Genomic DNA, 22,926 nt, shown 5'->3' on the forward strand with positions numbered 1-22,926 from the left:
TGTGGGGTGCCCGGGGCCGGCGGGGGCGGCAGGCGTTTCAGACGCGGATGACCTGGGGGCCCAGGAGCGAGTAGCGGTGCGCCTCGGAGGCCGGGAGCAGGGTGCTCGTGACGATCGTCTCCAGGGCGCCGATGCCGGCGAACCGGCAGAAGCTGACGGCGCCGAACTTGGTGTGCACACCGGCGAAGACCGTACGGCGGGAGGCCCGGATCGCCTGCGCCTTGACCTCGCTGACCGCCGGGTCGGGGGTGGTGAGGCCGTGTTCGCGGGAGATGCCGTTGGCACCGATGAAGGCGAGGTCGATGACGAAACCGGCGAGCATCTTCGTCGTCCAGTGGTCGACGGTCGCGAGCGTGCCGGGGCGGACCCGGCCGCCGAGCAGCAGGACGCTCGTGTTCTCGGCCTCGGCGAGTGCCCCGGCGGTGGCGAGGGAGGCGGTCACCACGGTCAACGGCCGGTCCCTGGGCAGGGCTTCGGCGATGAGCTGGGGGGTGAACCCCTCATCGACGAAGACGGTCTCGGCGTCCCGGGCCAACTCGGCCGCCGCGGCGGCGATCCGGCGCTTCTCGGGCACATGGCTCGTGGTGCGGAAGGCGAGCGTCGTCTCGAAACCGGCGCTCTCCACGGGGTAGGCGCCACCGTGGGTGCGGCGTACCAGGCCGTGGTTCTCCAGGGTGCGCAGATCCCGTCGTACGGTCTCCTTGGCGACGCCCAGTTCGACGGCGAGTTCGGTGACGTCGACCGAGCCCGTGCGGCGCGCGGTCCGGACGATCTCGCGCTGCCGTTCCTCCGCGGTCCTGCCCGTCATCGCCGTCACCCGCTCCCTCGCGCCCCGTCGCGCACTGCCCGTTCGGACCCGGTGGGGTCCATGAGGGAAGTTCTACAGCGGGTCTCCGCCACTGACCAGGCCTGTTGCGGGCCCGATGCTGCCCGGCTGTGCCCGTTCGGCGCGGCGGTCGCCCGCGGCGGACCAGGGGTGGAGTGGGGGGAGCGGTGGGATCGGGCAGGGTCCGTGCCCGAACACGGGGGCGGGCGGGCCCGTTCGCTGCCCGCCCGCCCCTCGCCGGACGGTTCGCTCGCCGCCCGTTCCCGCGCCGGGCGGTCCGCTGTCCGCCCGCCGCCGTGCCGGGCGGTCCGCTGTCCGCCCGGCGTCCCCGCCCTTTCGGCCGTGGTCAGTACGGCCAGATCGGCGGGTGCGTCGTGAAGTGACCGCCCAGGTGGGCGTGGTCGGGGTTGGCCGGGTCGAGTTCCCCCTGCTCGGCGATGAGCTTCTGCGCGTACGGCTCGGAGTCGTCGCGCGGTTCGTAGCCGAGGGCCCGTGCCGACGAAAGGTCCCACCACAGGCGGGTGTTGGCGGAAGAGCCGTAGACGACGGAGTGCCCCACGTCCTGCGCGGTCAGGGCCGCGTGGAAGAGACGGGCGCCGTCCTCGGGGCTCATCCACACGGAGAGCATGCGCACGCTGGACGGCTCCGCGAAGCAGGACCCGATGCGCACCGAGACGGTCTCCAGGCCGTACTTGTCCCAGTAGAACTGGGCCAGGTCCTCACCGAACGACTTGGAGAGCCCGTAGAAGGTGTCGGGGCGGCGCGGGGTGTCGACCGGGATCAGCGGGTCGTCGCCCACCGGGCGCGGGGTGAAGCCCACCGCGTGGTTGGAGGAGGCGAAGACGACACGTCGTACACCCTCCTCGCGCGCCGCCTCGTACAGGTTGTACGTTCCCTCGATGTTCGCCTTGAGGATCTTGTCGAAGGACGCCTCCAGGGAGATGCCCGCGAGGTGGACGATCGCGTCGACGCCCCGCACCGCCTCGCGCAGCGCCGCCCGGTCGGAGAGATCCGCGGTGATCGCCTCCGGTTCGCCTTCGACCGGGAGCATGTCGAGCAGGCGCAGTTCGTAGCCGTACCCGGGCAGCAGCCCGCGCATCAGGGTGCCGAGGCCGCCGGCGGCGCCGGTGAGCAGAACGGTGCGGGGAGCGGGCATGGGGGTCTCCTCCGTGCGGGCCGGTGCGCCTGGGTCGGGGCCGGGGTCGGGGCCGAGCCCGGGGTCGGGGCCGGGTGCCGCGGGCGGGCGGCGGGCTCTGACGGTCGGCCGTATGCGTGTATGTCATTCACATCCGTGGACACGCTAAGGAGCGTCGGCATGCTGCGTCAAGTGTCGCGCGGAGGGGCGAAATCCGCCTTCGAGTTGCGGGTTTGCGTGCTTGACCGGCCCCGAGGCGGCGGCTTAGCGTGGGCGAGTTCAGAGATATGGACGTGGATCAGAAACATGCACTCGATGGGCACCTTCCAAGGGAGAGTCCGTGACGTCAGCCCCTCTTGCCGCTCGGCTGAGCATCCCCAGCGGGCCGCTCTTCTTCCCCGTCACCGCGTACGGCCCCGACGGAGCCGTCGATCCGGACGTCTACCGGGAGCATGTGCGGCGCGGCGTCGAGGCCGGCGCGGCGGCGGTCTTCGCGTGCTGCGGGACCGGTGAGTTCCACGCGCTGGTGCCCGAGGAGTTCGAGACGTGCGTGCGGGTCGCGGTGGAGGCGGCGCAGGGGCGCGTCCCGGTGGTCGCCGGCGTCGGATACGGGACCGCGCTCGCCGTGCGCTACGCGCGCCTCGCGGAGGCGGCCGGGGCCGACGGGCTGCTCGCCATGCCGCCGTACCTCGTGACCCCCGGGCAGGAGGGGCTGCTCCGGCACTACCGGGAGATCGCCGCCGCCACGGCCCTGGACGTCATCGTCTACCAGCGCGACAACGCCGTCTTCACCCCCGCGGGCGTGGTCGAACTGGCCCGCACCGAGGGGATCATCGGCTTCAAGGACGGGCTCGGCGACCTGGACCTGATGCAGCGGACCGTCAGCGCCGTACGCAGCGAGGCGCCCGGTGAATTCCTCTACTTCAACGGCCTGCCCACGGCCGAACTGACCGCACTCGCCTACCGAGGACTGGGGATCACCCTCTACTCCTCGGCGGTCTTCTGCTTCGCCCCCGAGATCGCGCTGGCCTTCCACCGCGCCCTGAACACCGGGGACGACGACACGGTGAACAGGCTCCTGGACGGCTTCTACCGGCCCTTCGTCGACCTGCGGGCGCAGGGGCGCGGCTACGCGGTCGCCCTCGTCAAGGCGGGTGTCCGGCTGCGCGGGCTGGACGTCGGCGAGGTCCGGCCCCCGCTGCACGAACCGGCCGAGGGCCACGTCAAGCAGCTCGCGCAGCTCATCGACCGCGGATACGCGCTCATCGAGGAGGGCCGGTGAAGGCGTCCGCGTTCCTCTACCCCTGGGACGTCAACGGCGATCCGGAGGCCGCCGCCAGGACCGCGGCCCTCGGCGTCCGCCAGGTGACGCTCGCGTCCGCCTACCACTCGACGCGCGCGCTGACCCCCCGCCATCCGCGGCACCGGGTCGTCACCGCCTCGCACGCCGCCGTGCTCTTCCCCGTGGACGAGGCGCGGTGGCGGGGCCGGGACCTTCGTCCGTACCCGGCCGGTGACTGGGCGCCGGGTGACGCGTACGGAGAGGCCGCCGCCGCGCTCGCCGGGGCGGGGCTCGACGTCCACACCTGGGTCGTGCTCGCGCACAACTCCCGTATGGGGGAGGAGCATCCGGAGACGTCCGTCGTCAACGCCCATGGGGACCGCTATCCCTGGGCCCCCTGCATCGCCCGGCCCGCCACCCGCGCCTACCTGGCCGACCTCGCGGTCGAGGCCGCGGTGCGGCCCGGCGCGGCGGGCACGGAACTGGAGTCGCTGGGCTGGTACGGGCTCGCCCATCTCCACGCCCACGACAAGACCGGCGGGGTGCCGCTCGGGGACGCCGGGCAGTATCTGATGTCCCTCTGCTTCTGTGCCGTGTGCGCGGACGGATACGGCCGGCAGGGCCTGGACGCCGAGGAGCTGGCGTCCTTCGTGCGCGGGGCGCTGGAACCGGTGTGGCGGGGGGAGCCGTCCGGCGGCGGCTGGGCCGGGGTGGAGAAGCTGCTCGGGGCGGGTACCGCGGCGGCCACCCGTGTCTGGCGTGACCAGGTGGCCCGCTCGCTCCAGGAGGAGACGGTCGCGGCGGTCCGTTCCGCCGCGCCGGCCGGGTTCCAGGTGCTGCTGCACGCCGACCCGGTCTCGTTCCACTGCGGAGCCAACGCCGGGGTGGACCCCGGGCACATCCTGTCCGCGGCCGACGGCGTGGTCGTGCCGTGCACCGGAGGCGCAGGCCTGCTGACACCGTTCGCGGAGGAGGCGCGGGCGGGCGCGCGGGGGAGTGTCCTGGCCGCCAACTTCACCGTGGTGTCCGGGATGGGGGGCCGTCCGGAGGCTCTGGCCGCCGACGCGGCCCGCGCGGCCGAGCTCGGCGCGACGGAACTGCGGCTGTATCACGCGGGGTTGGCCTCGGACGCCGATCTGGAGTCCGTGCGGGGGGTGTTGGCGGAACTGAGTTAGAGGGGGCTCGTCCTTCGGCCTGTCCCGCCGCCCGGTCCCACCGCTCCGCCCCCTCTGCCCCGGACGGGGGCGGAGGGGGCGGAGCGGGTCGTGCTCTCAGACCTTCACCGTGCGGGCGGTGATGTCTCCGTGGGTGGTGGTCGCGTGGATGGTCAGGCCGGGGGTGGCGTCGGCGTTCGTGAGCGAGTTGCTGATCCGGCCGAGGGTGGTGCCGGCGTCCAGGACCGCGGAGACGCCGGGGGCGGCGCCGACGGTGATGTCGCCCATCTGCGTGCTCAGCGTGAGCTTTCCGCGTGCGGCCTCGCTGACGGTCAGGTCGCCCTTCTGTGTGCTGATCTCGGCGGGGCCGTGCAGGCGGCCGACGGTGATGTCGGCGTCGAGGCCGGTGAGGCGGACGCTGTCGGCCTCGTCGAGCTCGACCGAGCGGTGCCCGCCCTCGAAGGTGACCTCGCCGAGCCGTCCCACGCCGCGGAACTCCGCGGCGGCCGCCTTCGCCTCGACGCGGGAGCCGGCCGGAAGCTGCACGGTCACCTCGACGGACCCGGACGGGCCGAGGTTCCGGTTCCGGGCTCCCGGGATCTCCACGCGCAGGACGCCGTCGGCGTAGGAGACCTCGGTCTGTTCCGCCGCCTTCACGTCACGGCTCTTGGAGGCGTCGGCGGGCAGGACCTCGACGGTCGTGTCGGCGCGGTCGGCGGCGATGAAGCGGATGTGTCCCGCGGGGATGTCGATGATCGCGGAGACGGGGGCGATGGTGTCGAACTTCTGCATGATGCTCTCCATGGTCTGCGTCGCGTGCGTTCCCTGTGTTTCTGACATTGGAAACGCTACGTTGCATTCGAGGATCGGGCAACATGCTTGTTGCGCAATTCTGCTGTCATTGCAGGTAGATCGGAGGATTTCATTGCAATGATTCGGCATCTAACGCAATGAATATCGTTCGGGGAGTTGCAATGAACTGAAGGTGAACGCTCCGCAGGCGGCGGGCGTCCGGACCGGTCCGGACGCCCGCCGGGATGTGGGCCGCGTCAGTCCTTCAGCAGCGCGCAGACGAAGTTCTCCTCGACCGTGCGCAGCCGCTCCAGCAGCGCGGGCTTGTTCGTCTTGTTCACCTGGGTGGTGAGCGTGAAGGTCAGGGACCGCCGGCCGTCCGGCGTGGCGGCGATCAGCTGGGTGTAGCCCGGGAAGTTGCCGGTGTGGCCGAGGACCACCCCGCAGCGGGTGGAGTAGCGGAAGATCGCCGCTCCCGCCTTGTTCCTGCCGGGACCCGCGGGCTCGGAGGCCCCGTCGATCCAGCGGCGCTGCTCGCGCAGGGTGGCCGCGGAGATCAGGGCGCCGCCCGCGTACCCGCGGATGAAGCGGGTCAGGTCCGCCGGGGTCGAGACGATCCCGCCCGAGGCCCACACGCCCGACGCGCTCAGTGCCTCGCTGACGTCCTCCGGGGGATTCGGCGGCGTGACGTCGTAACCGTGCATGTACGGCTCGGGCATCTCGTAGCCCTGCGGGAGGCTCGTGTCGCGCAGGCCGAGCGGCCGGTACACCAGCCCCCGCAGCAACTGCTCGTAGGGCTGACCGGTGACCGCCTCCGCCATCAGCGCGGCCGCGATGTTGTCCGAGTTCGAGTACTGGTACGTGGAACCGGGCCGGAACAGCAGCGGTTCGTCGGCCACGAAGTCGAGCAGGCGCCGCGAGTCGAAGTGGTGGCGCGGATCGGCCGTGAGGATCCTGAGGAACTCGGGGTCCTGCGAGTAGTCGGGCAGCCCGCTGGTGTGGTTCAGGAGCTGGCGCAGCGTCACGGCATGCCACTGCCGGGGCAGGGACGGCAGCCGGCGGCCGATGGTGTCGTCCAGGGAGAGCGCGCGCCGGTCCACCAGGCGCAGGGCCACGGCACCGCTGAACGCCTTCGCCGTGCTCGCGATCCGCGTGTGGTCGTCCGGCCGGATCGGACGTCCGCCGTCGAGGTCGGCGACCCCGGCGCGCACGACGCGGGACTCGCCCCCGCGACGCAGGACGGCGATGACTCCGGGCGGGCCGCCGGGCTCGGCCACCAGCGCTTCGAGCTGCTGCCGCAGGGCGCGGTCGCGGTCCGCGGAGCCGGAGCCGGAAGCGGAGCCGGAGCCGGCGTCGGCCGGTCCGGACACGGCTCCGGTCAGACAGGCGGCGGCCAGCAGGGCGCCGAGGGACGTGCGCAGCCGGGGGCGGCGGGGCAGTGGCATGGGGGTCTCCCGAGTCGGGCGGGGCCAGGGCACGCCCAGCTTCGGTCCCGGGTGATCGGCCCGCCCGCCCCGCTGCTGCATACGGAGGAGCGGTCGGCCGGGTGTTGGGCCGTCCGGCCGACCCGGTGCGGGAACCCCGGTCCGGGGAACCGATGAGATTCCGGTACGGACGGGGTCTACCCCACGGGAGAGCACCCATGGGCCTGTCCCGCCCGCTTTGCCCAGGGGAGAGCACGGGCCCGTCCCCACGGGCCTCGCCCAAGGGGTGCCCGTGTTCCCACGGGCCTCGCCCAAGGGATGCCCGTGTTCCCGCGGGCCCTGAACCGGACCAGCAGACGAATACGCGTTCTGAGGAGAATCGGATGACCGGCCAGACCTTCGACTTCGGGCCGCAGGCCCTCGTCGTGGCGCGCCTCGCGGCGGGTGTCACGGACGCGCAGCTCGACGGGGCGACCCCCTGTCCCGAGTACGCGGTGCACAACTTGCTCGGGCATCTGGCCGGGCTGGCCGTCGCCTTCCGTGACGCCGGCCGCAAGGACCTGGGCCCGACGACCGACACCAGCCCGGCCGCCGCCCTGCCCGACATCGGGGCGGGCTGGCGCGAGGCCCTGCCGAAGGCGCTCGACGAACTCGCCGACGCCTGGCGGGACCCGGCCGCCTGGACCGGGACGACCCGGGCGGGCGGAGTGACGCTGCCGGCCGAGGCGGCGGCCGCCGTCGCCGCCGACGAACTGGTGGTGCACGGCTGGGACCTCGCGCGGGCCACCGGCCAGGACTACGAGCCCGACGAGACCGCCCTGCGGGTGACGCACCAGTTCCTCGCGGGCGTGGCCGACGACCCGACCCGCCTCGGCGGCATCTTCGGTCCCATCGTCCCGGTGCCCGACGACGCACCGCTCCTCGACCACGTGACCGGCCTCAGTGGCCGCGACCCGCGCTGGAAGCCGTAACGCGAGACCGGTTCACGTGAGCACACACATTCGACAGCCCTCCGGCATGCCACGGGCCGCCCGCCGAGCGGGCGGCCCGTTCGCGTACTCCGGGGACGGCATCGCGAGAGCGAACACCCGGGACGCCCCCTCCTGGTGGCGGGATGCGGGAGATCCGGACCCTCCGGCGCCCCGCGCCCCGCATGTCTCGGCACCCGCGCCGCACGCGTCCCCGCATCCGCGCCCCACGCGTCCCCGCAACTTCCTCTGTCGGAAGCGTTGACGAAACACGGTCACGCTCCTACCTTCAACGCGTCGTACTTCGTACGTCATATATGAGACGCGATACGCGAGAGCGGCAACCGGCGTCCGCGACCGGTGCCCCGCTCCCGTGATCCGAGACGTGAGACCAGAGAGGCGCGCATGACCTCTGTGCCCACCCCGATCCCGTCCCGCACGCAGTTCGTGCTGGAGGGGATCAAACACCGCATCCTCACCGGGCAGTTGACTCCAGGGCAGGCCCTGGTCGAGACCGACCTCGCCGCGCAGTTCGGGGTGTCGAAGACCCCGGTGCGCGAGGCGCTCAAGACCCTGGCCGGCACCGGGCTCGTCGTGATGAACCAGTACAAGGGCGTCACGGTGCGCATGGTGGACGCGGACATGGCGCGCGAGGTGTACGACGTACGGCTGCTCCTCGAACCCGAGGCGCTGCGGCGCGTGGTGCGCCGCAAGGCGTCCCTCGACGCCGCACGCGACGCGCTCACCCGCGCCGACGGCGCCGCCGACACCGCCGAACGGTCCCTGGCCAACCGGGAGTTCCACCGCGCCCTGTACGCGCCCTGCGGAAACCCGCTGCTCGGCCGGATGCTCGACGAGGTGCGCGACCAGGCGGCACTCGTCTCGGCGGTCGCCTGGGCGTCCGACCCCTCCTGGGAGCGGGAGGCGAGCGAGCACCGGGAGATCCTGCGCCTCGCCCTCGACGGCGACGCCGACGGCGCGGCCGCGGCACTGCACGCGCACATCGCCTCGTTCGTGCGACGGGCCTTCCCCCAGGGCCAGGAAGAGGACGGACAGGAATGACAGCGACGTTCGAGACCCAGCGGGCGGCACTCGCCGAGGTCGTGGCGATCCCGGTGACCCCCTTCGCCGAGGACGGCACGATCGACCGGGACACCCACCGGGCCCTGCTGCGCCGACTGATCGACGGCGGGGTCCGCACCCTCACCCCGAACGGCAACACCGGCGAGTTCTACGCCCTCACCCCCGAAGAGCGCCGCACCATAACCGAGTTGACCGTCGAGGAGGCCGGCGACCGGGCGGTCGTCCTCGTCGGGGTCGGGCACGACCTGCCCACCGCCGTCGCCTCCGCACGTCACGCACGCTCGCTGGGCGCGACGATGGTGATGGTCCATCAGCCCGTGCATCCGTACGTCTCGGAGGGCGGCTGGGTCGACTACCACCGGGCGATCGCCGAGGCCGTGCCGGAGCTGGGGGTCGTGCCGTACATCCGCAACCCCGTGCTCGCGGGTTCACGGCTCGCCGAACTCGCGGACGCCTGCCCGAACGTCATCGGCGTGAAGTACGCCGTCCCCGATGCGGCGCGCTTCGCGTCCTTCGCGCGGGACGCCGGCCTCGACCGGTTCGTGTGGGTGGCCGGACTCGCCGAGCCGTACGCCCCCTCGTACTTCTCGGCCGGCGCCACCGGGTTCACCTCGGGCCTCGTGAACGTCGCCCCGGCCGTCTCGCTGAACATGATCGAGGCGCTGCGGTCCGGCGACTACCCGGCCGCGATGAAGGTCTGGGAGCGGATCCGCCGCTTCGAGGAACTGCGCGCCGCCGACGCCTCCGCCAACAACGTCACCGTCGTCAAGGAGGCCCTGTCCTCGCTCGGCCTGTGCCGCCGCGACGTGCGCCCGCCGAGCCGGCCGCTGACCGCGAACGAGCGGTCCGAGGTCGCCGCCATAGCCGCCGGATGGTCCCTGTGAAACGGCCCGAGGATCTCCGGAGCCATCAGTGGTACGGTACCGACGGGCTCCGCTCGTTCAGCCACCGGGCCCGGACCCGGCAGCTCGGCTACCTCCCCGAGGAGCACCTGGGCAAGCCGGTCGTCGCGATCCTCAACACCTGGTCCGACATCAACCCGTGCCATGTGCACCTGCGCGACCGCGCCCAGGCCGTCAAGCGGGGAGTGTGGCAGGCGGGCGGATTCCCGCTCGAATTCCCGGTGTCGACGCTGAGCGAGACGTTCCAGAAGCCGACCCCGATGCTCTACCGCAACCTGCTCGCCATGGAGACCGAGGAACTGCTGCGGTCGTACCCGGTGGACGGGGCGGTGCTGATGGGCGGATGCGACAAGACCACGCCCGCGCTGCTGATGGGGGCGGCCTCGGTCGACCTGCCGACCGTCTTCGTGCCCGCCGGGCCGATGCTCCCGGGCCACTGGCGCGACCAGGTCCTCGGCTCCGGCACCGACATGTGGAAGTACTGGGACGACAAGCGCGCCGGACTCATCGGGGACTGCGAGATGGCCGAGCTGGAGAGCGGGCTCGCCAGGTCGCCGGGGCACTGCATGACGATGGGCACCGCGTCCACGCTGACGGCCGCCGCGGAGGCGCTCGGCGTCACCGTCCCCGGCGCGTCGAGCATCCCCGCCGTCGACTCCGGGCACGACCGGATGGCGGCGGCGGCCGGACTGAGGATCGTCGAACTCGTGCACAGGGGACGGACGTTGTCCGACATCCTCACCGCGGAGGCCTTCGAGGACGCGGTCACCACGGTGCTCGGCATCGGCGGTTCGACGAACGCCGTGATCCATCTGATCGCCATGGCCGGACGCGCGGGCGTCTCCCTCACCCTGGACGACTTCGACCGGATCGCGCGGACCGTCCCGGTGCTCGCGAACGTCCGGCCCGGCGGACAGAAGTACCTCATGGAGGACTTCCACTTCGCCGGCGGCCTGCCCGGGTTCCTGTCGCGGATCACCGACCTGCTGCACCTGGACCGGCCCACGGTGTCCCACGACAGCCTGCGCGAACAGCTCGCGACCGCCCGGGTGCACGACGACGACGTCATCCGCACCCGGGAGAACCCGGTCGCCGCCGAGGGCGGGGTCGCCGTCCTGCGCGGCAACCTCTGCCCCGACGGCGCCGTCATCAAGCACATCGCCGCCGAGCCGCACCTGCTGAAGCACACCGGTCCCGCGGTCGTCTTCGACGACTACCGCACGATGCAGCGCACCATCGACGACCCGTCGCTCGGCATCACCGCGGACAGCGTCCTCGTGCTGCGCGGCTCCGGACCCAAGGGCGGCCCGGGCATGCCCGAGTACGGGATGCTGCCCATCCCCGGCCATCTGCTCAAGCAGGGCGTCCGGGACATGGTGCGGATCTCCGACGCCCGGATGAGCGGCACGAGTTACGGCACGTGCGTGCTGCACGTGGCGCCCGAGTCCCACGTCGGCGGCCCGCTCGCCCTCGTGCGCACAGGGGACCTGATCACCCTCGACGTCGCGGCACGCTCGCTGCGGCTCCACGTGGACGACGCGGAGCTGGAACGCAGGCGGGCCGCGTGGACCCCGCCGCCCGTCCGCTACGAACGCGGCTACGGCGCGCTCTACAACGACCAGATCACCCAGGCCGACACCGGCTGCGACTTCGCGTTCCTGGCCCGTCCGGGCAAGGTGCCGGACCCGTACGCCGGCTGACGCCCCACGACCGCACACGGAAAGCGCCGCTCGACCCATGCAGGTGTAGCAAGCGCTTCCTGCACCCGCTGTACTCGCCCCACTGCGAACGGAGAACAGTCATGGCCCAAGCCGCAGCCGTGGCGAAACCGCCCGCGCCACCCCGGCGGCGCCGTGCCTCCGCGACCCCGCGCAGGCTGCCGTATCTGCTGATCGCCCCGGCGGCGCTGCTGATGCTGGGCTTCATCGCCTACCCCGTCATCAGCGTCTTCTACTACAGCCTGCAGAACTACAACCCCACCAAACCGTGGCGCAACGGCTACGCGGGCCTCGACAACTTCGTCCACGCCTTCACCGACGACCCCCAGTTCTGGGACACCCTGACCTTCAGCGCGAAGTGGGTCGTCGTCGAGGTCGGCCTCCAGCTCCTCTTCGGCCTGGCGCTCGCGCTGATCGTCAACCAGACCTTCGTCGGCCGGGCGGCCGGGCGCGCGCTGGTGTTCTCGCCCTGGGCCGTCTCCGGCGTGCTGACCTCGGCGATCTGGGTGCTGCTCTACAACTCCCAGACGGGCATCACCCGTTACCTCGCCGACGCGGGCATCGGCTCGTACGGGACGAGCTGGCTCTCCGACACCTCCACCGTCTTCCCGGCGGCCGTGGTCGCGGACCTGTGGCGCGGGGTCCCCTTCTTCGCGATCCTGATCCTCGCCGACCTCCAGTCCGTCTCCAAGGACCTGTACGAGGCCGCCGAGGTCGACGGAGCGAGCCGCCTGCGCCAGTTCCTGCACATAACGCTGCCGCACCTCAAGGACGCGATCATCCTCTCCACACTGCTGCGCGCCGTGTGGGAGTTCAACAACGTCGACCTGCTCTACACCCTCACCGGCGGCGGACCCGCCGGCGAGACGACGACCCTCCCGCTGTACATCGCCAACACCAGCGTCGACGCCCACAACTTCGGTTACGCCTCCGCCCTCACCACGGTCGCGTTCGTGATTCTGCTGTTCTGCTCGATCGTCTATCTGCGGCTGAGCAAGTTCGGAGGCGGGGACAAGTGATCACCAAGGACGCCGAGACCATCGTTCCGGCCGCACCCGCCCCGCCCGCCGAGGAGCCCCGCCCGCGCGCGGCGAGGAAGCGGCGCGCCTGGGACGAGGCACCGCGCTGGCAGATCTACCTCCCCCTGGGCGGCTACCTCCTCTTCACCCTGATCCCCTTCTACTGGATCCTGCTCTTCGCGCTGCGCCCCGCCGGGTCCACCTCGCTCGTGCCCTGGCCCATGACGCTGGACCACTTCGACAAGGTGTGGACCGAGCGCAGTTTCGGGACCTACTTCCAGAACAGCGTGATCATCGCCGTCGCCACCCTGGTGATGACCACACTCGTCGCGCTCGCCGGCGGATACGCGCTCGCCCGCTTCGACTTCAGGATCAAGCGCGGCTTCATGCTCGCCCTGCTCTGCTCGCAGTTCGTGCCGGGCGCGCTGCTCCTGGTCCCGCTCTTCCAGATCTTCGCCGAACTCCGGATGATCAACTCGCTGGTCAGCGTCGTCATCGCCGAGACGGTCTTCCAGCTGCCGCTGTCGATGATCCTCATCAGCGGGTTCATCCGGAACGTGCCGTACACCCTGGAGGAGGCCGCCTGGGTGGACGGCTGCAACCGCTTCGACGCCTTCCGGATCGTCGTCCTCCCGCTGCTGCGGCCCGGGCTGATCGCCGTCGGCTCCTTCGCCTTCGTGCATGCCTGGAACCACTTCCTGTTCGCCCTGATGTTCCTCGGCGACCAGAGCAAGCAGACCATCCCGGTCGGCCTCAACACCCTCATTAGCTCCGACAGCGTGGACCTGGGCGCGCTCGCCGCGGGCGGCATCATCGCCGCCGTCCCCGTGGTCGTCGTCTTCGCCTTCATCCAGAAATGGCTGATCACCGGATTCGGCGCCGGGGCGGTGAAGGGATGACCACCACCGCGCGCCAGGGCCGCGGCCGGCACCCGGCCGGCACACCGCTGCCCGTCGTCCTCGCCGGTGCCCGGGGCCACGGCCGCTGGCACCTGGACAACATCCGCCGGCTCCAGGACAAGGGCCTGGTGCGCCTCGCCGGGGTCTGCGAGCTGAACCCGCTCACCGAGGAGGAACTGGGCGGGCGGCGCGTCGAGCAGTCCGCCGACCTCGGGGCCCTGCTCGACTCCACCGACGCCGCCGTCGCGGTGATCTGCACCCCCATCCCCACCCACACCGACCTCGCCCTGACCGCCGCGCGCAGGGGCGTCCACCTGCTCCTGGAGAAGCCGCCGGCGCCCTCCTACGCCGAGTTCCGGCGGATGGCCGACGGGGTGGCGGAGGCCGGAGTCGTCTGCCAGATCGGCTTCCAGTCGCTCGGCTCGCACGCCGTGCCGGCGATCAGACAGATGATCACCGAGGGCGCGCTCGGCAGGATCACCGGGATCGGCGGCGCCGGCGCCTGGGTCCGCGACGAGGCGTACTTCCGTCGCGCGCCCTGGGCGGGCAGGCGCCGGCTCGACGGCGTGGACGTCGTCGACGGGGTCCTGACGAACCCACTGGCCCACGCCGTCGCCACGGCCCTCGCGCTGGACGGCTCGACCCGCGCCGAGGACGTCACCGGCATCCGCACCGAACTGCTGCGCGCCAACGACATCGAGTCCGACGACACCTCGTGCGTCCGCGTGAGAACCACCGGGGGCCGGATCACCGTCGCCGCCACGCTCTGCGCCGAACGCCCCGGGGAACCGTACGTCCTGGTGCACGGCACGGGCGGCCGGATCACCTTCTGGTACAAGCAGGACCGGGTGCTGGTGCAGCGGTCGGGACACGGCCCCGAGGAGCTCCGGTACGGCCGCACCGACCTGCTGGAGAACCTGGCCGGGCATCTGACCGGCGGCGCGGAACTGCTGGTCCCGCCCGAGTCGACGGGCGCCTTCATGAAGGTCGTCGAGGCCGTCCGGCAGGCCCCCGAACCGGTCGCGCTGCCCCCCGGCGCCTGGCGGACGGTCCCCGGCGAACAGCGCCGCGCCGTGCCCGGCATCGACGGATTCGTCGCCGCCTCGGCCGACACCCTCGCCCTCTACTCCGAACTGGGCGCCTCCTGGGCGCGCCCGAAAGAGGTGAGCACCGGATGAACGACGACTCGATCGTCCTGCGGATCGCCGGCCGTCCCGTCGCCCGTTACGTCACCCGGCCCGCACTGCCGGCCCGGCTCTCGCCGCGCCCGTACCTGCACCCCGTCACCACCCTCGCCGGCACGGCCGTCACCGAACTCGGCCCGGCCGACCACACCCACCACCTCGGCGTCGGTGTCGCCGTACCCGACGTCGAGGGGCACAACTTCTGGGGCGGACGCACCTACGTCCGCGACCAGGGGCCCACCGAGCTCGACAACCACGGCACCCAGCGCCACACCGGCTTCCAGCTGCGCGACCCGGACGGCTTCGTGGAGGAGCTGCGCTGGACGGCCGACGGCACCGAACTGCTGCGGGAACGCCGTACGGTCGCGGCCGTCGCCCTCACCGACGCCGCCTGGGCCCTGGACTTCACCTTCTCGCTCACGAACGTCACCGGGCGCGGCCTCTCGATCGGCAGCCCCGCCACCAACGGACGGCCGGGCGCGGCCTACGGCGGCTTCTTCTGGCGGGCCCGCAGGGAACAGGCCGCCCCGCGTGTGTTCACCGCCGACGCCGAGGGCGAGGAGGCCGTGCACGCGCGCCCCGCCGACTGGCTCGCCCTCGCGGGAGACGGCTGGACGCTCGTCCTCGCCGGTGCGACCGCCGCGACCCGCCGCGACCCCTGGTTCGTCCGCGCCGCCGACTACCCCGGCGTCGGATCCTCGCTCGCCTCCGACCGGCGGCTCACCGTCGGGGCGGGGGACACGCTCGTACGCCGGGTCGTCACCGTCGTCGCCGACGGAGCCCTCGACGAGGGCGCGGCCGCCGCGCTCGTCCGCAAGGCGGTGAGCACCTGATGGCCCTGCCCTCCGCCGACCTCGGTGACGGCACGTACCGCAACCCGGTCCTCGACGCCGACTGGTCCGACCCCGATCTGCTGTGCGTCGGCGACGACTTCTACCTCACCGCCTCCAGCTTCGGCCGCGTCCCCGGCCTGCCGCTGCTGCACTCCCGGGACCTGGTGAACTGGACCCTCGTCGGGCACGCCCTCCAACGCCTGGAGCCCGCGGCCGAGTTCAGGAACCCCAAGCCCGACTGCGGTGTCTGGGCGCCCGCGCTGCGCCACCACGACGACCGCTTCTGGATCTTCTGGGGCGACCCCGACCATGGCATCTTCCAGGTCAACGCCCCGCAGATCAGGGGTCCTTGGACCAGGCCGCAGCTGGTGAAGGAGGGCCGGGGGCTCATCGACCCCTGCCCGCTGTGGGACGAGGCGAGCGGTGAGGCCTATCTCGTGCACGCCTGGGCCAGGTCCCGTTCGGGCGTGAAGAACCGGCTCACCGGACACCGGATGCGCCCCGACGGCACCGCCCTGCTCGACGAGGGGAAGGTGATCGTCGACGCCGACCTGATCCCCGGCTGGTTCACCCTCGAAGGGCCCAAGCTCTACCGGCACGACGGCTGGTTCTGGATCTTCGCCCCCGCCGGCGGAGTCGAGACCGGCTGGCAGGGCGTCTTCCGGTCGCGCGGCTTCTTCGGGCCCTACGAGGAGCGGGTGGTGCTGGAACAGGGGGACACCCGGATCAACGGCCCGCACCAGGGCGGCTGGGTGCGCACGGCGGCGGGCGAGGACTGGTTCGCGCACTTCCAGCAGCGTGGGCCCTACGGGCGGGTGGTCCACCTCCAGCCGATGAGCTGGGGCGACGGGGACGCCTCCCGCTCACCGGAGTCCCCCCGGCCGGGCGAGGCCGGGAGCGGGGGAGAGGCCGGGGACGGGGGAGGCTGGCCGGTGATCGGCGACCGGGGCGCCCCCGTGGCCGTGCACCGCAAGCCGGACCTGCCGGCCCAGCCGCCGTCCGCGCCCGCCACCGACGACGACTTCCCCGGCGGCCGTTTCGGACGCCAGTGGCAGTGGACCGCCAACCCCCGGGACGGCTGGGCCACCCAGCACTCCGGCGACGGGCTGCGGCTGAGCTGCGTCCGCACGGCCGACGCCCACGACCTGCGCCGGCTGCCGCACGTCCTCACCCAGCGGATGCCCGGCGTGACGGCCACCGTCCAGGTCGACCTGTGCCTCGACAGCGAGGAGCCCGGGGCGCGGGCCGGGCTCGTGGTGCTCGGGGACGCGTTCGGCTGGATCGGCCTCCAGCGCGAGCCCGGGGGATCGGTGCGGCTCGTGCACCGGTTCGCCGAGACCGTCCCCGCCGGAGCGCCCGCCGTGCGCTCGGGGCGGCGCGAGGGCGAGCGCGACGCGGCCCACCCGCGTCCGGCACCCGAGGGCCGGGCCCGGCTGTGGATCGAGATCGGCGCGGGAGCCCGCTGCCGCTTCTCCTACGACGTCGGCGGCGGCCGGCGGCCCTCGGGGGGGCAGGTCTTCGCCGCGACCGGCCGGCGCTGGACCGGCGCCCTGCTGGGCCTGTTCGCGCTCGCGCCGTCCGGCGCGGGGCACGCGGGGGCCGCCACCTTCACGCGTTTCCGAGTGACCGCGACCCGCTGAGGGTCACCGCACGCCGATCCAGTCGCACGCCAGAGTTCGTCCCCCCGTTCGTCCGCCTGTCGGGAGCCGCAATGACGCACCTCCGTAGCAAGCGCTTACCGGATGTGGAGGGAAGGGCCCGTCCCTTCCGGAAGCAGCCCGGTGCCCACCTCCGAGGACACCTCACCGACCCCACCACCCCGTCGCACCCGGAAGAAGAGAGCCGACCGATGAAGATCAGCCCACTCAGGAACAACCCGCCGGCGACCGGTCCGAGAGGAACCCGTGTCCCCGGGGCGCGGCGCGCCGCCGTGGCCGTCGCCCTCGGATCCGTGCTCGCGCTGACCGTCACCGCCTGTGGCGACGACGGCGGCGGCAGCGCGGGCGGCAAGGGCGGCGAGGGCTCCGGCAAGGGCGAGATCACCTTCTGGGACAACAACGGCGGTGTCCGCACCGACATCTGGAAGCGGATCATCGCCGACTTCGAGGAGAAGTACCCCGACATCAAGGTCAAGTACGTCGGCATCCCGGCGGCGAGCGCGCAGTCCAAGTACGACACCGCCATCCAGGGCGGCGGCCTGCCCGACGTCGGAGGCGTGGGCACCGCCATGCTCGCGGAGGTCGCCGTCCAGGGAGCGCTCGAACCGCTGGACAGCCGGATCGAGAAGAGCGCGCTGAACGGGAAGCTGAGCCAGAACCTGCTCGACGTCAGCCGGTCCGCGAGCGGCGGCGACACGCTGTACCAGGTGCCCACCTCCGCCAACAACGGCACGCTCTGGTACCGCACCGACCTGTTCGAGGCGGCGGGCCTGGACGCGCCGACCTCCTGGTCGAAGTTCTACGACGCCGCCGCCAAGCTCACCGACAAGGGCAAGAACAAGTTCGGCTTCACCATCCGCGGCGGTGAGGGCTCCATCGCACCGGCACTGGACGCGGCGTACGGCCAGACCGGCATCACCTCGTTCTGGGACGGCGACAAGACCACCGTCAACGACCCGAAGAACGTGGCGGCCCTGGAGAAGTACGTCGCCCTCTACAAGAAGGCCACCCCGTCCGCCGACGTCAACAACGACTTCACCAAGATGGTCGCGCAGTGGGACAGCGGCACGATCGGCATGCTGAGCCACAACCTCGGCTCCTACCAGGACCACGTGAAGGCGCTGGGCGCCGGCACGTTCCGCGGCATCCCGAACCCCACGCTGGACGACGGCACACGGGTGCAGATCTCCAACCCGGTCGACGGGCTGAGCCTGTTCAAGTCCGGCAAGAACAAGGCGGCCGCCTGGAAGTTCATCGAGTTCGCCGTCTCGGCGCAGGAGAACTCCCGGTTCAACGAGTCGGCGGGCCAGGTGCCGGCGAACACCGACGCCGCCGGGGACTCCTGGATCCAGCAGGCCGAGCCGACCAAGCTGGCCGCCGAGGCGCTGAACGGCGCCGGGACCAAGATCGTGCAGCTGCCGTACTACCTGCCCGACTGGAACACCATCTCCAAGGCCGACAACGAGCCGAACTTCCAGAAGGTGCTGCTCGGCAAGATGAGCGTGAAGGACTTCCTGGACACGCTGGCCGACCAGCTCAACACGGCGCAGGCCGACTGGAAGGCCCATCACTAGTCCGACGCGCCCGCCGGGTCCGGCGGTGGCGCGCGTCGCGCCACCGCCGGACCGCGGTCCCGTCACCGACCTCGCCCGAGGTCAGGTCCCGCCTAGTCCTCGGCCGGACCTCGCCGAACCCCTCGGCCGGACCTCTGCCGGAAACCTCTGTCGAAAGGCACACCCCCGTGTCCCTCACGCGCAGACAGGTCACGTCGGCGGCCGTGGCCGCCTTGCCGCTCGCCGTCGCCGCGGCGGGCCCCGCGCCCGCCGCTCCGCACCGCGCGCCGCGCACCCTCCACCTCGCCGGTGACTCCACCGCCGCCCAGAAGTACGCCGACGCCGCGCCCGAGACCGGGTGGGGCATGGCCCTCCCGCTCTTCCTCCACGAGGACGTCGTGGTCGCCAACCACGCCGTGAACGGCCGCAGTTCGAAGAGCTTCATCGACGAGGGGCGGCTCGCCGCGATCCTCGACGTGATCCGCCCCGGCGACCTCCTGCTCGTCCAGTTCGGGCACAACGACGAGAAGACCGCCGACCCGACGCGCTACACCGAGCCCTGGACGACGTTCCAGGACTGTCTGCGGCAGTACCTCGACGGGGCGCGGGCCCGGGGCGCCCGGCCCGTGCTCGCGACCCCGGTGGAGCGCAGAAGATTCGACGCGGACGGCGACGCGGTGCCGACGCACGGCGACTACCCGGCGTCCATGCGCGCGCTCGCCGCGGCCGAGCGCGTGCCGCTCCTCGACGTCCAGGCGCTGTCCATCGCGCTGTGGCAGGAACTCGGCGCCGAGGAGACGAAGAAGTACTTCAACTGGACCGCCACCGAACAGGACAACACACACTTCAACCCGCCCGGCGCCATCGCCGTGGCCCGTCTCGTCGCGGGTGCGCTGCTGCACCGCCGGGTGCTCCCGCCGCGGGACGTACGCCGTCTCGGGTCCGCGATACCCGAGTCCTGGATCACCTGGCCCACCGTCTGAGTCCCCGAGTCCCTGGCCCGTGAGCTCCTGAACCGCCGGGCTCCGGGCTCCGAGCCGAAGGAAAGAGAGTCGCACCATGCGTACACAGAAATGGCATGAGCATGGCACAGACTGGCGTACGGTCGCCGTGCGGAGAACCGCCGCGCTGATCGGCTGCACCGCCCTCGTGCTCGCCGTCACCGGCACCACCGCCGAGGCCCGCCCCCGCGACCTCGGCCGGCAGACGCTCGCCGCGGGCGACGGCTGGGCGTCCGACGGGACCGGCACCACCGGCGGCTCGGCCGCCGGCGCCGCGCAGGTCAGCACCGTCACGACCTGGGCGGGGTTCAAGGCCGCGCTCGCCGCGGGCGGCAGCGCGCCGAAGATCATCAAGGTCAGGGGCACGATCGACGCCAACGCCTCCGGCTGCGACTCCTTCGCCGCCCCCGGCTACGACTTCGGCCAGTACCTCGCCGACTACGACCCCGCGGTGTGGGGCTACGACCAGGTGGTCAGCGGCGAACAGGAGGACCTGCGGGCCGCCTCCGCCGCCGACCAGGACACCGCCATCAAGGCGTACGTGCCCGCCAACACCACCATCGTGGGCATCGGCGCGAACGCGGGCTTCAAGGGCGCGAGCCTCCAGATCAAGGACGTCGACAACGTCATCGTCCGCAACCTCACCTTCGAGAGCCCCCTCGACTGCTTCCCGCAGTGGGACCCCACCGACGGCGACACCGGCAACTGGAACTCCGAGTACGACAGCGCCGTCGTCTACGGCGCCACGCACGTCTGGCTCGACCACGACACGTTCACCGACGGCGACCACCCGGACAGTTCGCTGCCGGTCTACTACGGCCGGATCTACGAACAGCACGACGGCGAACTCGACATCGTCAAGGGCGCCGACTACGTGACCGCCTCCTGGAACGTCTTCGCCGACCACGACAAGACCATCCTGATCGGCAACAGCGACAGCGCCGCGACCGCCGCCGTGGACCGGGGCCATCTGAAGGTCACCCTCCACCACAACCTGTTCACCGGCCTCGTCGAGCGCGCCCCGCGTGTCCGCTTCGGGCAAGTGGACTCCTACAACAACCACTTCGTGGCCGACTCCTCCTACGGCTACAGCTACGGCATCGGCATGGAGTCCCGACTCGTCGCCGAACACAACGCGTTCACGCTGCCGGACTCCGTCAGCGCCGCACTGGTCCTGAAGAAGTGGAAGGAGGCGCCCCTGACCGCGGCCGACAACTACGTCAACGGCGTCCTCACCGACCTGATCGCCGTGCACAACGCGCAGATCCCGGCCGAGACGCTCCAGTCCGGTGCCGGGTGGACCCCCCTCCTGAGGACGAGGGTCGACCCGCCGAGGGCCGTTCCCGGCATCGTCGACCACCGCGCGGGCGCCGGAAGGATCTGCTGACCATGGCCGGACACCCCCTCGGCAGAAGGGCGTTCATCGCCGCGGGCACCGGAGCAGCGCTGGCTCCCGTGCTCGCGGCCCCCGCCCGCGCCACCGGAAGCCCGCCGTTCGGGCGCCACGGTTCACCGTCCGCGCGGCCCGACGCGAAGACGCTGTACGTCCACCCCGGCGGCCTCGGCGACCACACCACCGTGCAGGCCGCCGTGACCGCCGCGACCGGCGCCGGATTCACCCTGGTCATCGCACCGGGCGTGTACCGCGAGACGGTCTCGGTCGGAGCGGTCGACCCGGCGACCGGCCTGCCCGGCGTCGCCGCATCCGACATGACCTGGATCGGCGCCTCCGGCGACCCGCGTGATGTCGTCGTCGTGTACGACAACGCCAACGGCACGCCCAGGCCCGACGGGTCGGGCACCTACGGAACCACCGGCTCCGCGACGACCACCGTGCGCACCGACGGCTTCACCGCCCGCGCGGTCACCTTCGCCAACGACTGGCTGCGCGCCGACCACCCGGGGATCACCGGCACCCAGGCCGTGGCGATCAAGGTGCAGGGCGACCGGTCGGCGTTCCACCGGTGCCGCTTCCTCGGCCACCAGGACACCCTGTACGCCGACACGATCGCGCTCGGCACCTTCGCCCGGCAGTACTACCGGGACTGCCACATCGAGGGGGACGTGGACTTCGTGTTCGGGCGGGCGACCGCCGTCTTCGAGCACTGCCGCTTCCGCACCCTGGACCGCACGGACCTGACCCGGGCCCCGTACGGCTTCGTCTTCGCCCCGTCCACGGCGGCCGCCGCCCCGCGCGGATACCTCGTCACCCGCTGCGCCGTCAGCAGCGCCGCACCGGACGCGTACTACAAGCTGGCCCGGCCCTGGGTGCCCGGCTCGGACCCCACCGCCCGGCCGATGCTGACCGTCCGCGACACCCGTCTGGACGCCGGTATCGACGCGGTCGCGCCCTACACGGACATGTCCGCCGCCCACCCCTGGCAGAGCCAGCGCTTCGCCGAGTACCGCGACACCGGCCCCGGCGCGCTGATCACCGTCCCCGAGAACCGCCCCCAGCTGACGGACGCCGAGGCCGGGGAGCACACCCGTGCCGCCTACCTCGGCGACTGGTGTCCGATCCCCTCGCTCCGTCCGACGGCACGGCCATGAACCGATCCCGTCCCCGCGGGGCGTGAGGCCCGAACAGCCGGGCGCGAGGCCCAAGTCGGCCGAAAAGTATGTATCGATCCGGCAAAAGGTCTCGCGCCCGTGGACGTGACGCGCGTAGAAAACCTGTCATGCATAAGCCACTCCGCATCGCGGCCGTCGCCGCGACCTGTGCCGTCGCCGGCGCCGCCCTGTACGGCACCGGTGTAGCCACCGCCGGCCAGTCGACGGCGAACTCGACGCACGAGCCTTACAACATCGGCGTCCTCGTCAAGGACATCGACACCTATTACGGCACCACCGCCGACAGCAACGGTGTCTACCAGGCGTCCCCCGACAGCCCGTACGCCGAGGACCTGGCCCGCCTGGACGCCTCCGCCAAGCGGTACATCGACCAGGCGGCCCGCAAGGCCCACCACCGGCACACGAAGCCCGCGGTCGTCTTCGACATCGACGACACGCTGCTGCTGTCGCTCGACTACGAGAAGAAGACCAACTACACCTACAACTCGGCCTCCTGGGCCGCGTACGTCGCCCAGGCGAACCGCCCGGCCGTCTTCGGCAGCCCCGAACTCGTCGAGTACGCCGCTTCCAAGGGCGTCGAGGTGTTCTACAACTCGGGCCTGAAGGAGTCGCAGCGGGTCTCCGCCGTCGACAACCTGAAGAAGGTCGGTGTCGACGTCAACCTCGACGCCGCGCACATGTTCCTCAAGGACGCGGCCAACCCGCCCGCCTACCTGAGCGACTGCGCCACGGCCGCCGCCTGGAACTGCACGACCGTGCAGTACAAGGCCGGAACCCGCAAGCACATCGAGTCCCTCGGGTACGACATCGTCGCCAACTTCGGCGACCAGTACTCGGACCTCGAGGGCGGCTACGCCGACAAGACCTACAAGCTCCCGAACCCCACGTACTTCGTGAGCTGACGCCTTTCCCCCCCACGGGCGA

At 72.0% G+C, this 22,926-nt stretch carries 20 protein-coding genes; 16 read left to right on the forward strand and 4 right to left on the reverse strand.

Going from position 1 to position 22,926, the window contains the following annotated elements; all coding sequences use genetic code 11:
• Positions 1–37 precede the first annotated feature (37 nt).
• Both ACFYYF_RS34130 and ACFYYF_RS34135 read right to left on the reverse strand, forming a co-directional pair.
• Positions 38–808: a DeoR/GlpR family DNA-binding transcription regulator gene (locus ACFYYF_RS34130; RefSeq protein ID WP_365487890.1), complete on the reverse strand. Its 771-nt coding sequence runs from the start codon at positions 806–808 to the stop codon at positions 38–40.
• A gap of 364 nt (positions 809–1,172) precedes the next feature.
• Positions 1,173–1,982, reverse strand: a complete 810-nt coding sequence (locus ACFYYF_RS34135) for an NAD-dependent epimerase/dehydratase family protein (protein ID WP_388781588.1) — start codon at positions 1,980–1,982, stop codon at positions 1,173–1,175.
• Positions 1,983–2,301: 319 nt separating this feature from the next.
• On the opposite strand from ACFYYF_RS34135, the gene ACFYYF_RS34140 reads away from it, so the two are divergent.
• Together ACFYYF_RS34140 and ACFYYF_RS34145 are read left to right on the forward strand one after the other, a co-directional pair.
• Positions 2,302–3,243, forward strand: coding sequence for a 5-dehydro-4-deoxyglucarate dehydratase (locus ACFYYF_RS34140; protein ID WP_388781590.1), 942 nt, complete (start codon positions 2,302–2,304; stop codon positions 3,241–3,243).
• Positions 3,240–4,418, forward strand: coding sequence for a hypothetical protein (locus tag ACFYYF_RS34145; protein WP_388781593.1), 1,179 nt, complete (start codon positions 3,240–3,242; stop codon positions 4,416–4,418). Before ACFYYF_RS34140 ends, ACFYYF_RS34145 begins: the two co-directional genes overlap by 4 nt.
• A 96-nt stretch (positions 4,419–4,514) precedes the next feature.
• On the opposite strand, the gene ACFYYF_RS34150 is transcribed toward ACFYYF_RS34145, so the two are convergent.
• Together ACFYYF_RS34150 and ACFYYF_RS34155 are read right to left on the reverse strand one after the other, a co-directional pair.
• Positions 4,515–5,189 (reverse strand): DUF4097 family beta strand repeat-containing protein, encoded by a 675-nt coding sequence (locus ACFYYF_RS34150; protein WP_388781595.1) that lies wholly within the window; start codon positions 5,187–5,189, stop codon positions 4,515–4,517.
• Between the two features lie 257 nt (positions 5,190–5,446).
• Entirely contained in the window at positions 5,447–6,634 is a 1,188-nt protein-coding gene (locus ACFYYF_RS34155; RefSeq protein WP_388781597.1) for a serine hydrolase domain-containing protein, read from the reverse strand.
• A gap of 362 nt (positions 6,635–6,996) precedes the next feature.
• On the opposite strand from ACFYYF_RS34155, the gene ACFYYF_RS34160 reads away from it, so the two are divergent.
• The 14 genes from ACFYYF_RS34160 to ACFYYF_RS34225 all read left to right on the forward strand — a co-directional run bounded on the left by ACFYYF_RS34160 (position 6,997) and on the right by ACFYYF_RS34225 (position 22,904).
• Entirely contained in the window at positions 6,997–7,584 is a 588-nt protein-coding gene (locus ACFYYF_RS34160) for a TIGR03086 family metal-binding protein (RefSeq protein ID WP_388781600.1), read from the forward strand.
• A 402-nt stretch (positions 7,585–7,986) separates the two neighbouring features.
• Complete coding sequence (locus ACFYYF_RS34165; protein WP_361685799.1) at positions 7,987–8,643, forward strand: GntR family transcriptional regulator; 657 nt, start codon at positions 7,987–7,989, stop codon at positions 8,641–8,643.
• Positions 8,640–9,548, forward strand: a complete 909-nt coding sequence (locus ACFYYF_RS34170) for a dihydrodipicolinate synthase family protein (RefSeq protein ID WP_361685797.1) — start codon at positions 8,640–8,642, stop codon at positions 9,546–9,548. The genes ACFYYF_RS34165 and ACFYYF_RS34170 overlap by 4 nt, the downstream gene beginning before the upstream one ends.
• The gene (gene araD / locus ACFYYF_RS34175; RefSeq protein WP_388781603.1) at positions 9,536–11,266 is read left to right on the forward strand and encodes an L-arabinonate dehydratase; all 1,731 of its coding nucleotides are present in this window, start codon (positions 9,536–9,538) and stop codon (positions 11,264–11,266) included. The genes ACFYYF_RS34170 and araD overlap by 13 nt, the downstream gene beginning before the upstream one ends.
• Before the next feature lie 101 nt (positions 11,267–11,367).
• Entirely contained in the window at positions 11,368–12,303 is a 936-nt protein-coding gene (locus tag ACFYYF_RS34180; protein ID WP_361685793.1) for a sugar ABC transporter permease, read from the forward strand.
• A complete protein-coding gene (locus ACFYYF_RS34185; protein WP_388781607.1) occupies positions 12,300–13,202 on the forward strand; it encodes a carbohydrate ABC transporter permease in 903 nt (300 codons plus the stop codon). Before ACFYYF_RS34180 ends, ACFYYF_RS34185 begins: the two co-directional genes overlap by 4 nt.
• Positions 13,199–14,380 (forward strand): Gfo/Idh/MocA family protein, encoded by a 1,182-nt coding sequence (locus ACFYYF_RS34190; protein ID WP_388781610.1) that lies wholly within the window; start codon positions 13,199–13,201, stop codon positions 14,378–14,380. The genes ACFYYF_RS34185 and ACFYYF_RS34190 overlap by 4 nt, the downstream gene beginning before the upstream one ends.
• Positions 14,377–15,219 carry a PmoA family protein gene (locus ACFYYF_RS34195; RefSeq protein ID WP_388781613.1) on the forward strand — a complete coding sequence of 281 codons (843 nt, stop codon included), beginning with the start codon at positions 14,377–14,379 and terminating at the stop codon, positions 15,217–15,219. The genes ACFYYF_RS34190 and ACFYYF_RS34195 overlap by 4 nt, the downstream gene beginning before the upstream one ends.
• Positions 15,219–16,859 carry a family 43 glycosylhydrolase gene (locus tag ACFYYF_RS34200; protein WP_388781615.1) on the forward strand — a complete coding sequence of 547 codons (1,641 nt, stop codon included), beginning with the start codon at positions 15,219–15,221 and terminating at the stop codon, positions 16,857–16,859. Before ACFYYF_RS34195 ends, ACFYYF_RS34200 begins: the two co-directional genes overlap by 1 nt.
• 209 nt (positions 16,860–17,068) lie before the next feature.
• Positions 17,069–18,451, forward strand: coding sequence for an ABC transporter substrate-binding protein (locus ACFYYF_RS34205; protein WP_388781619.1), 1,383 nt, complete (start codon positions 17,069–17,071; stop codon positions 18,449–18,451).
• Positions 18,452–18,618: 167 nt separating this feature from the next.
• Positions 18,619–19,413, forward strand: coding sequence for a rhamnogalacturonan acetylesterase (locus tag ACFYYF_RS34210; protein WP_388781621.1), 795 nt, complete (start codon positions 18,619–18,621; stop codon positions 19,411–19,413).
• A 76-nt stretch (positions 19,414–19,489) separates the two neighbouring features.
• Positions 19,490–20,818 (forward strand): polysaccharide lyase family 1 protein, encoded by a 1,329-nt coding sequence (locus tag ACFYYF_RS34215; protein WP_388781624.1) that lies wholly within the window; start codon positions 19,490–19,492, stop codon positions 20,816–20,818.
• A 2-nt stretch (positions 20,819–20,820) separates the two neighbouring features.
• Positions 20,821–21,981, forward strand: coding sequence for a pectinesterase family protein (locus ACFYYF_RS34220; RefSeq protein WP_388781627.1), 1,161 nt, complete (start codon positions 20,821–20,823; stop codon positions 21,979–21,981).
• Between the two features lie 128 nt (positions 21,982–22,109).
• Positions 22,110–22,904, forward strand: coding sequence for an HAD family acid phosphatase (locus tag ACFYYF_RS34225; protein ID WP_388781630.1), 795 nt, complete (start codon positions 22,110–22,112; stop codon positions 22,902–22,904).
• Positions 22,905–22,926: the final 22 nt, after the last annotated feature.

The sequence above is a fragment of the Streptomyces sp. NPDC001914 genome (assembly GCF_042891215.1).
Lineage (GTDB): Bacteria > Actinomycetota > Actinomycetes > Streptomycetales > Streptomycetaceae > Streptomyces.

Bases quoted from the DNA above. Each gene is read 5' to 3' on its own strand.
- ACFYYF_RS34130 (WP_365487890.1), bottom strand. From the start codon at position 808: ATGACGGGCAGGACCGCGGAGGAACGGCAGCGCGAGATCGTCCGGACC.
- ACFYYF_RS34135 (WP_388781588.1), bottom strand. From the start codon at position 1,982: ATGCCCGCTCCCCGCACCGTTCTGCTCACCGGCGCCGCCGGCGGCCTC.
- ACFYYF_RS34150 (WP_388781595.1), bottom strand. From the start codon at position 5,189: ATGCAGAAGTTCGACACCATCGCCCCCGTCTCCGCGATCATCGACATC.
- ACFYYF_RS34155 (WP_388781597.1), bottom strand. From the start codon at position 6,634: ATGCCACTGCCCCGCCGCCCCCGGCTGCGCACGTCCCTCGGCGCCCTG.
- ACFYYF_RS34160 (WP_388781600.1), top strand. From the start codon at position 6,997: ATGACCGGCCAGACCTTCGACTTCGGGCCGCAGGCCCTCGTCGTGGCG.
- ACFYYF_RS34165 (WP_361685799.1), top strand. From the start codon at position 7,987: ATGACCTCTGTGCCCACCCCGATCCCGTCCCGCACGCAGTTCGTGCTG.
- ACFYYF_RS34170 (WP_361685797.1), top strand. From the start codon at position 8,640: ATGACAGCGACGTTCGAGACCCAGCGGGCGGCACTCGCCGAGGTCGTG.
- araD (WP_388781603.1), top strand. From the start codon at position 9,536: ATGGTCCCTGTGAAACGGCCCGAGGATCTCCGGAGCCATCAGTGGTAC.
- ACFYYF_RS34180 (WP_361685793.1), top strand. From the start codon at position 11,368: ATGGCCCAAGCCGCAGCCGTGGCGAAACCGCCCGCGCCACCCCGGCGG.
- ACFYYF_RS34190 (WP_388781610.1), top strand. From the start codon at position 13,199: ATGACCACCACCGCGCGCCAGGGCCGCGGCCGGCACCCGGCCGGCACA.
- ACFYYF_RS34195 (WP_388781613.1), top strand. From the start codon at position 14,377: ATGAACGACGACTCGATCGTCCTGCGGATCGCCGGCCGTCCCGTCGCC.
- ACFYYF_RS34200 (WP_388781615.1), top strand. From the start codon at position 15,219: ATGGCCCTGCCCTCCGCCGACCTCGGTGACGGCACGTACCGCAACCCG.
- ACFYYF_RS34205 (WP_388781619.1), top strand. From the start codon at position 17,069: ATGAAGATCAGCCCACTCAGGAACAACCCGCCGGCGACCGGTCCGAGA.
- ACFYYF_RS34215 (WP_388781624.1), top strand. From the start codon at position 19,490: ATGCGTACACAGAAATGGCATGAGCATGGCACAGACTGGCGTACGGTC.
- ACFYYF_RS34220 (WP_388781627.1), top strand. From the start codon at position 20,821: ATGGCCGGACACCCCCTCGGCAGAAGGGCGTTCATCGCCGCGGGCACC.
- ACFYYF_RS34225 (WP_388781630.1), top strand. From the start codon at position 22,110: ATGCATAAGCCACTCCGCATCGCGGCCGTCGCCGCGACCTGTGCCGTC.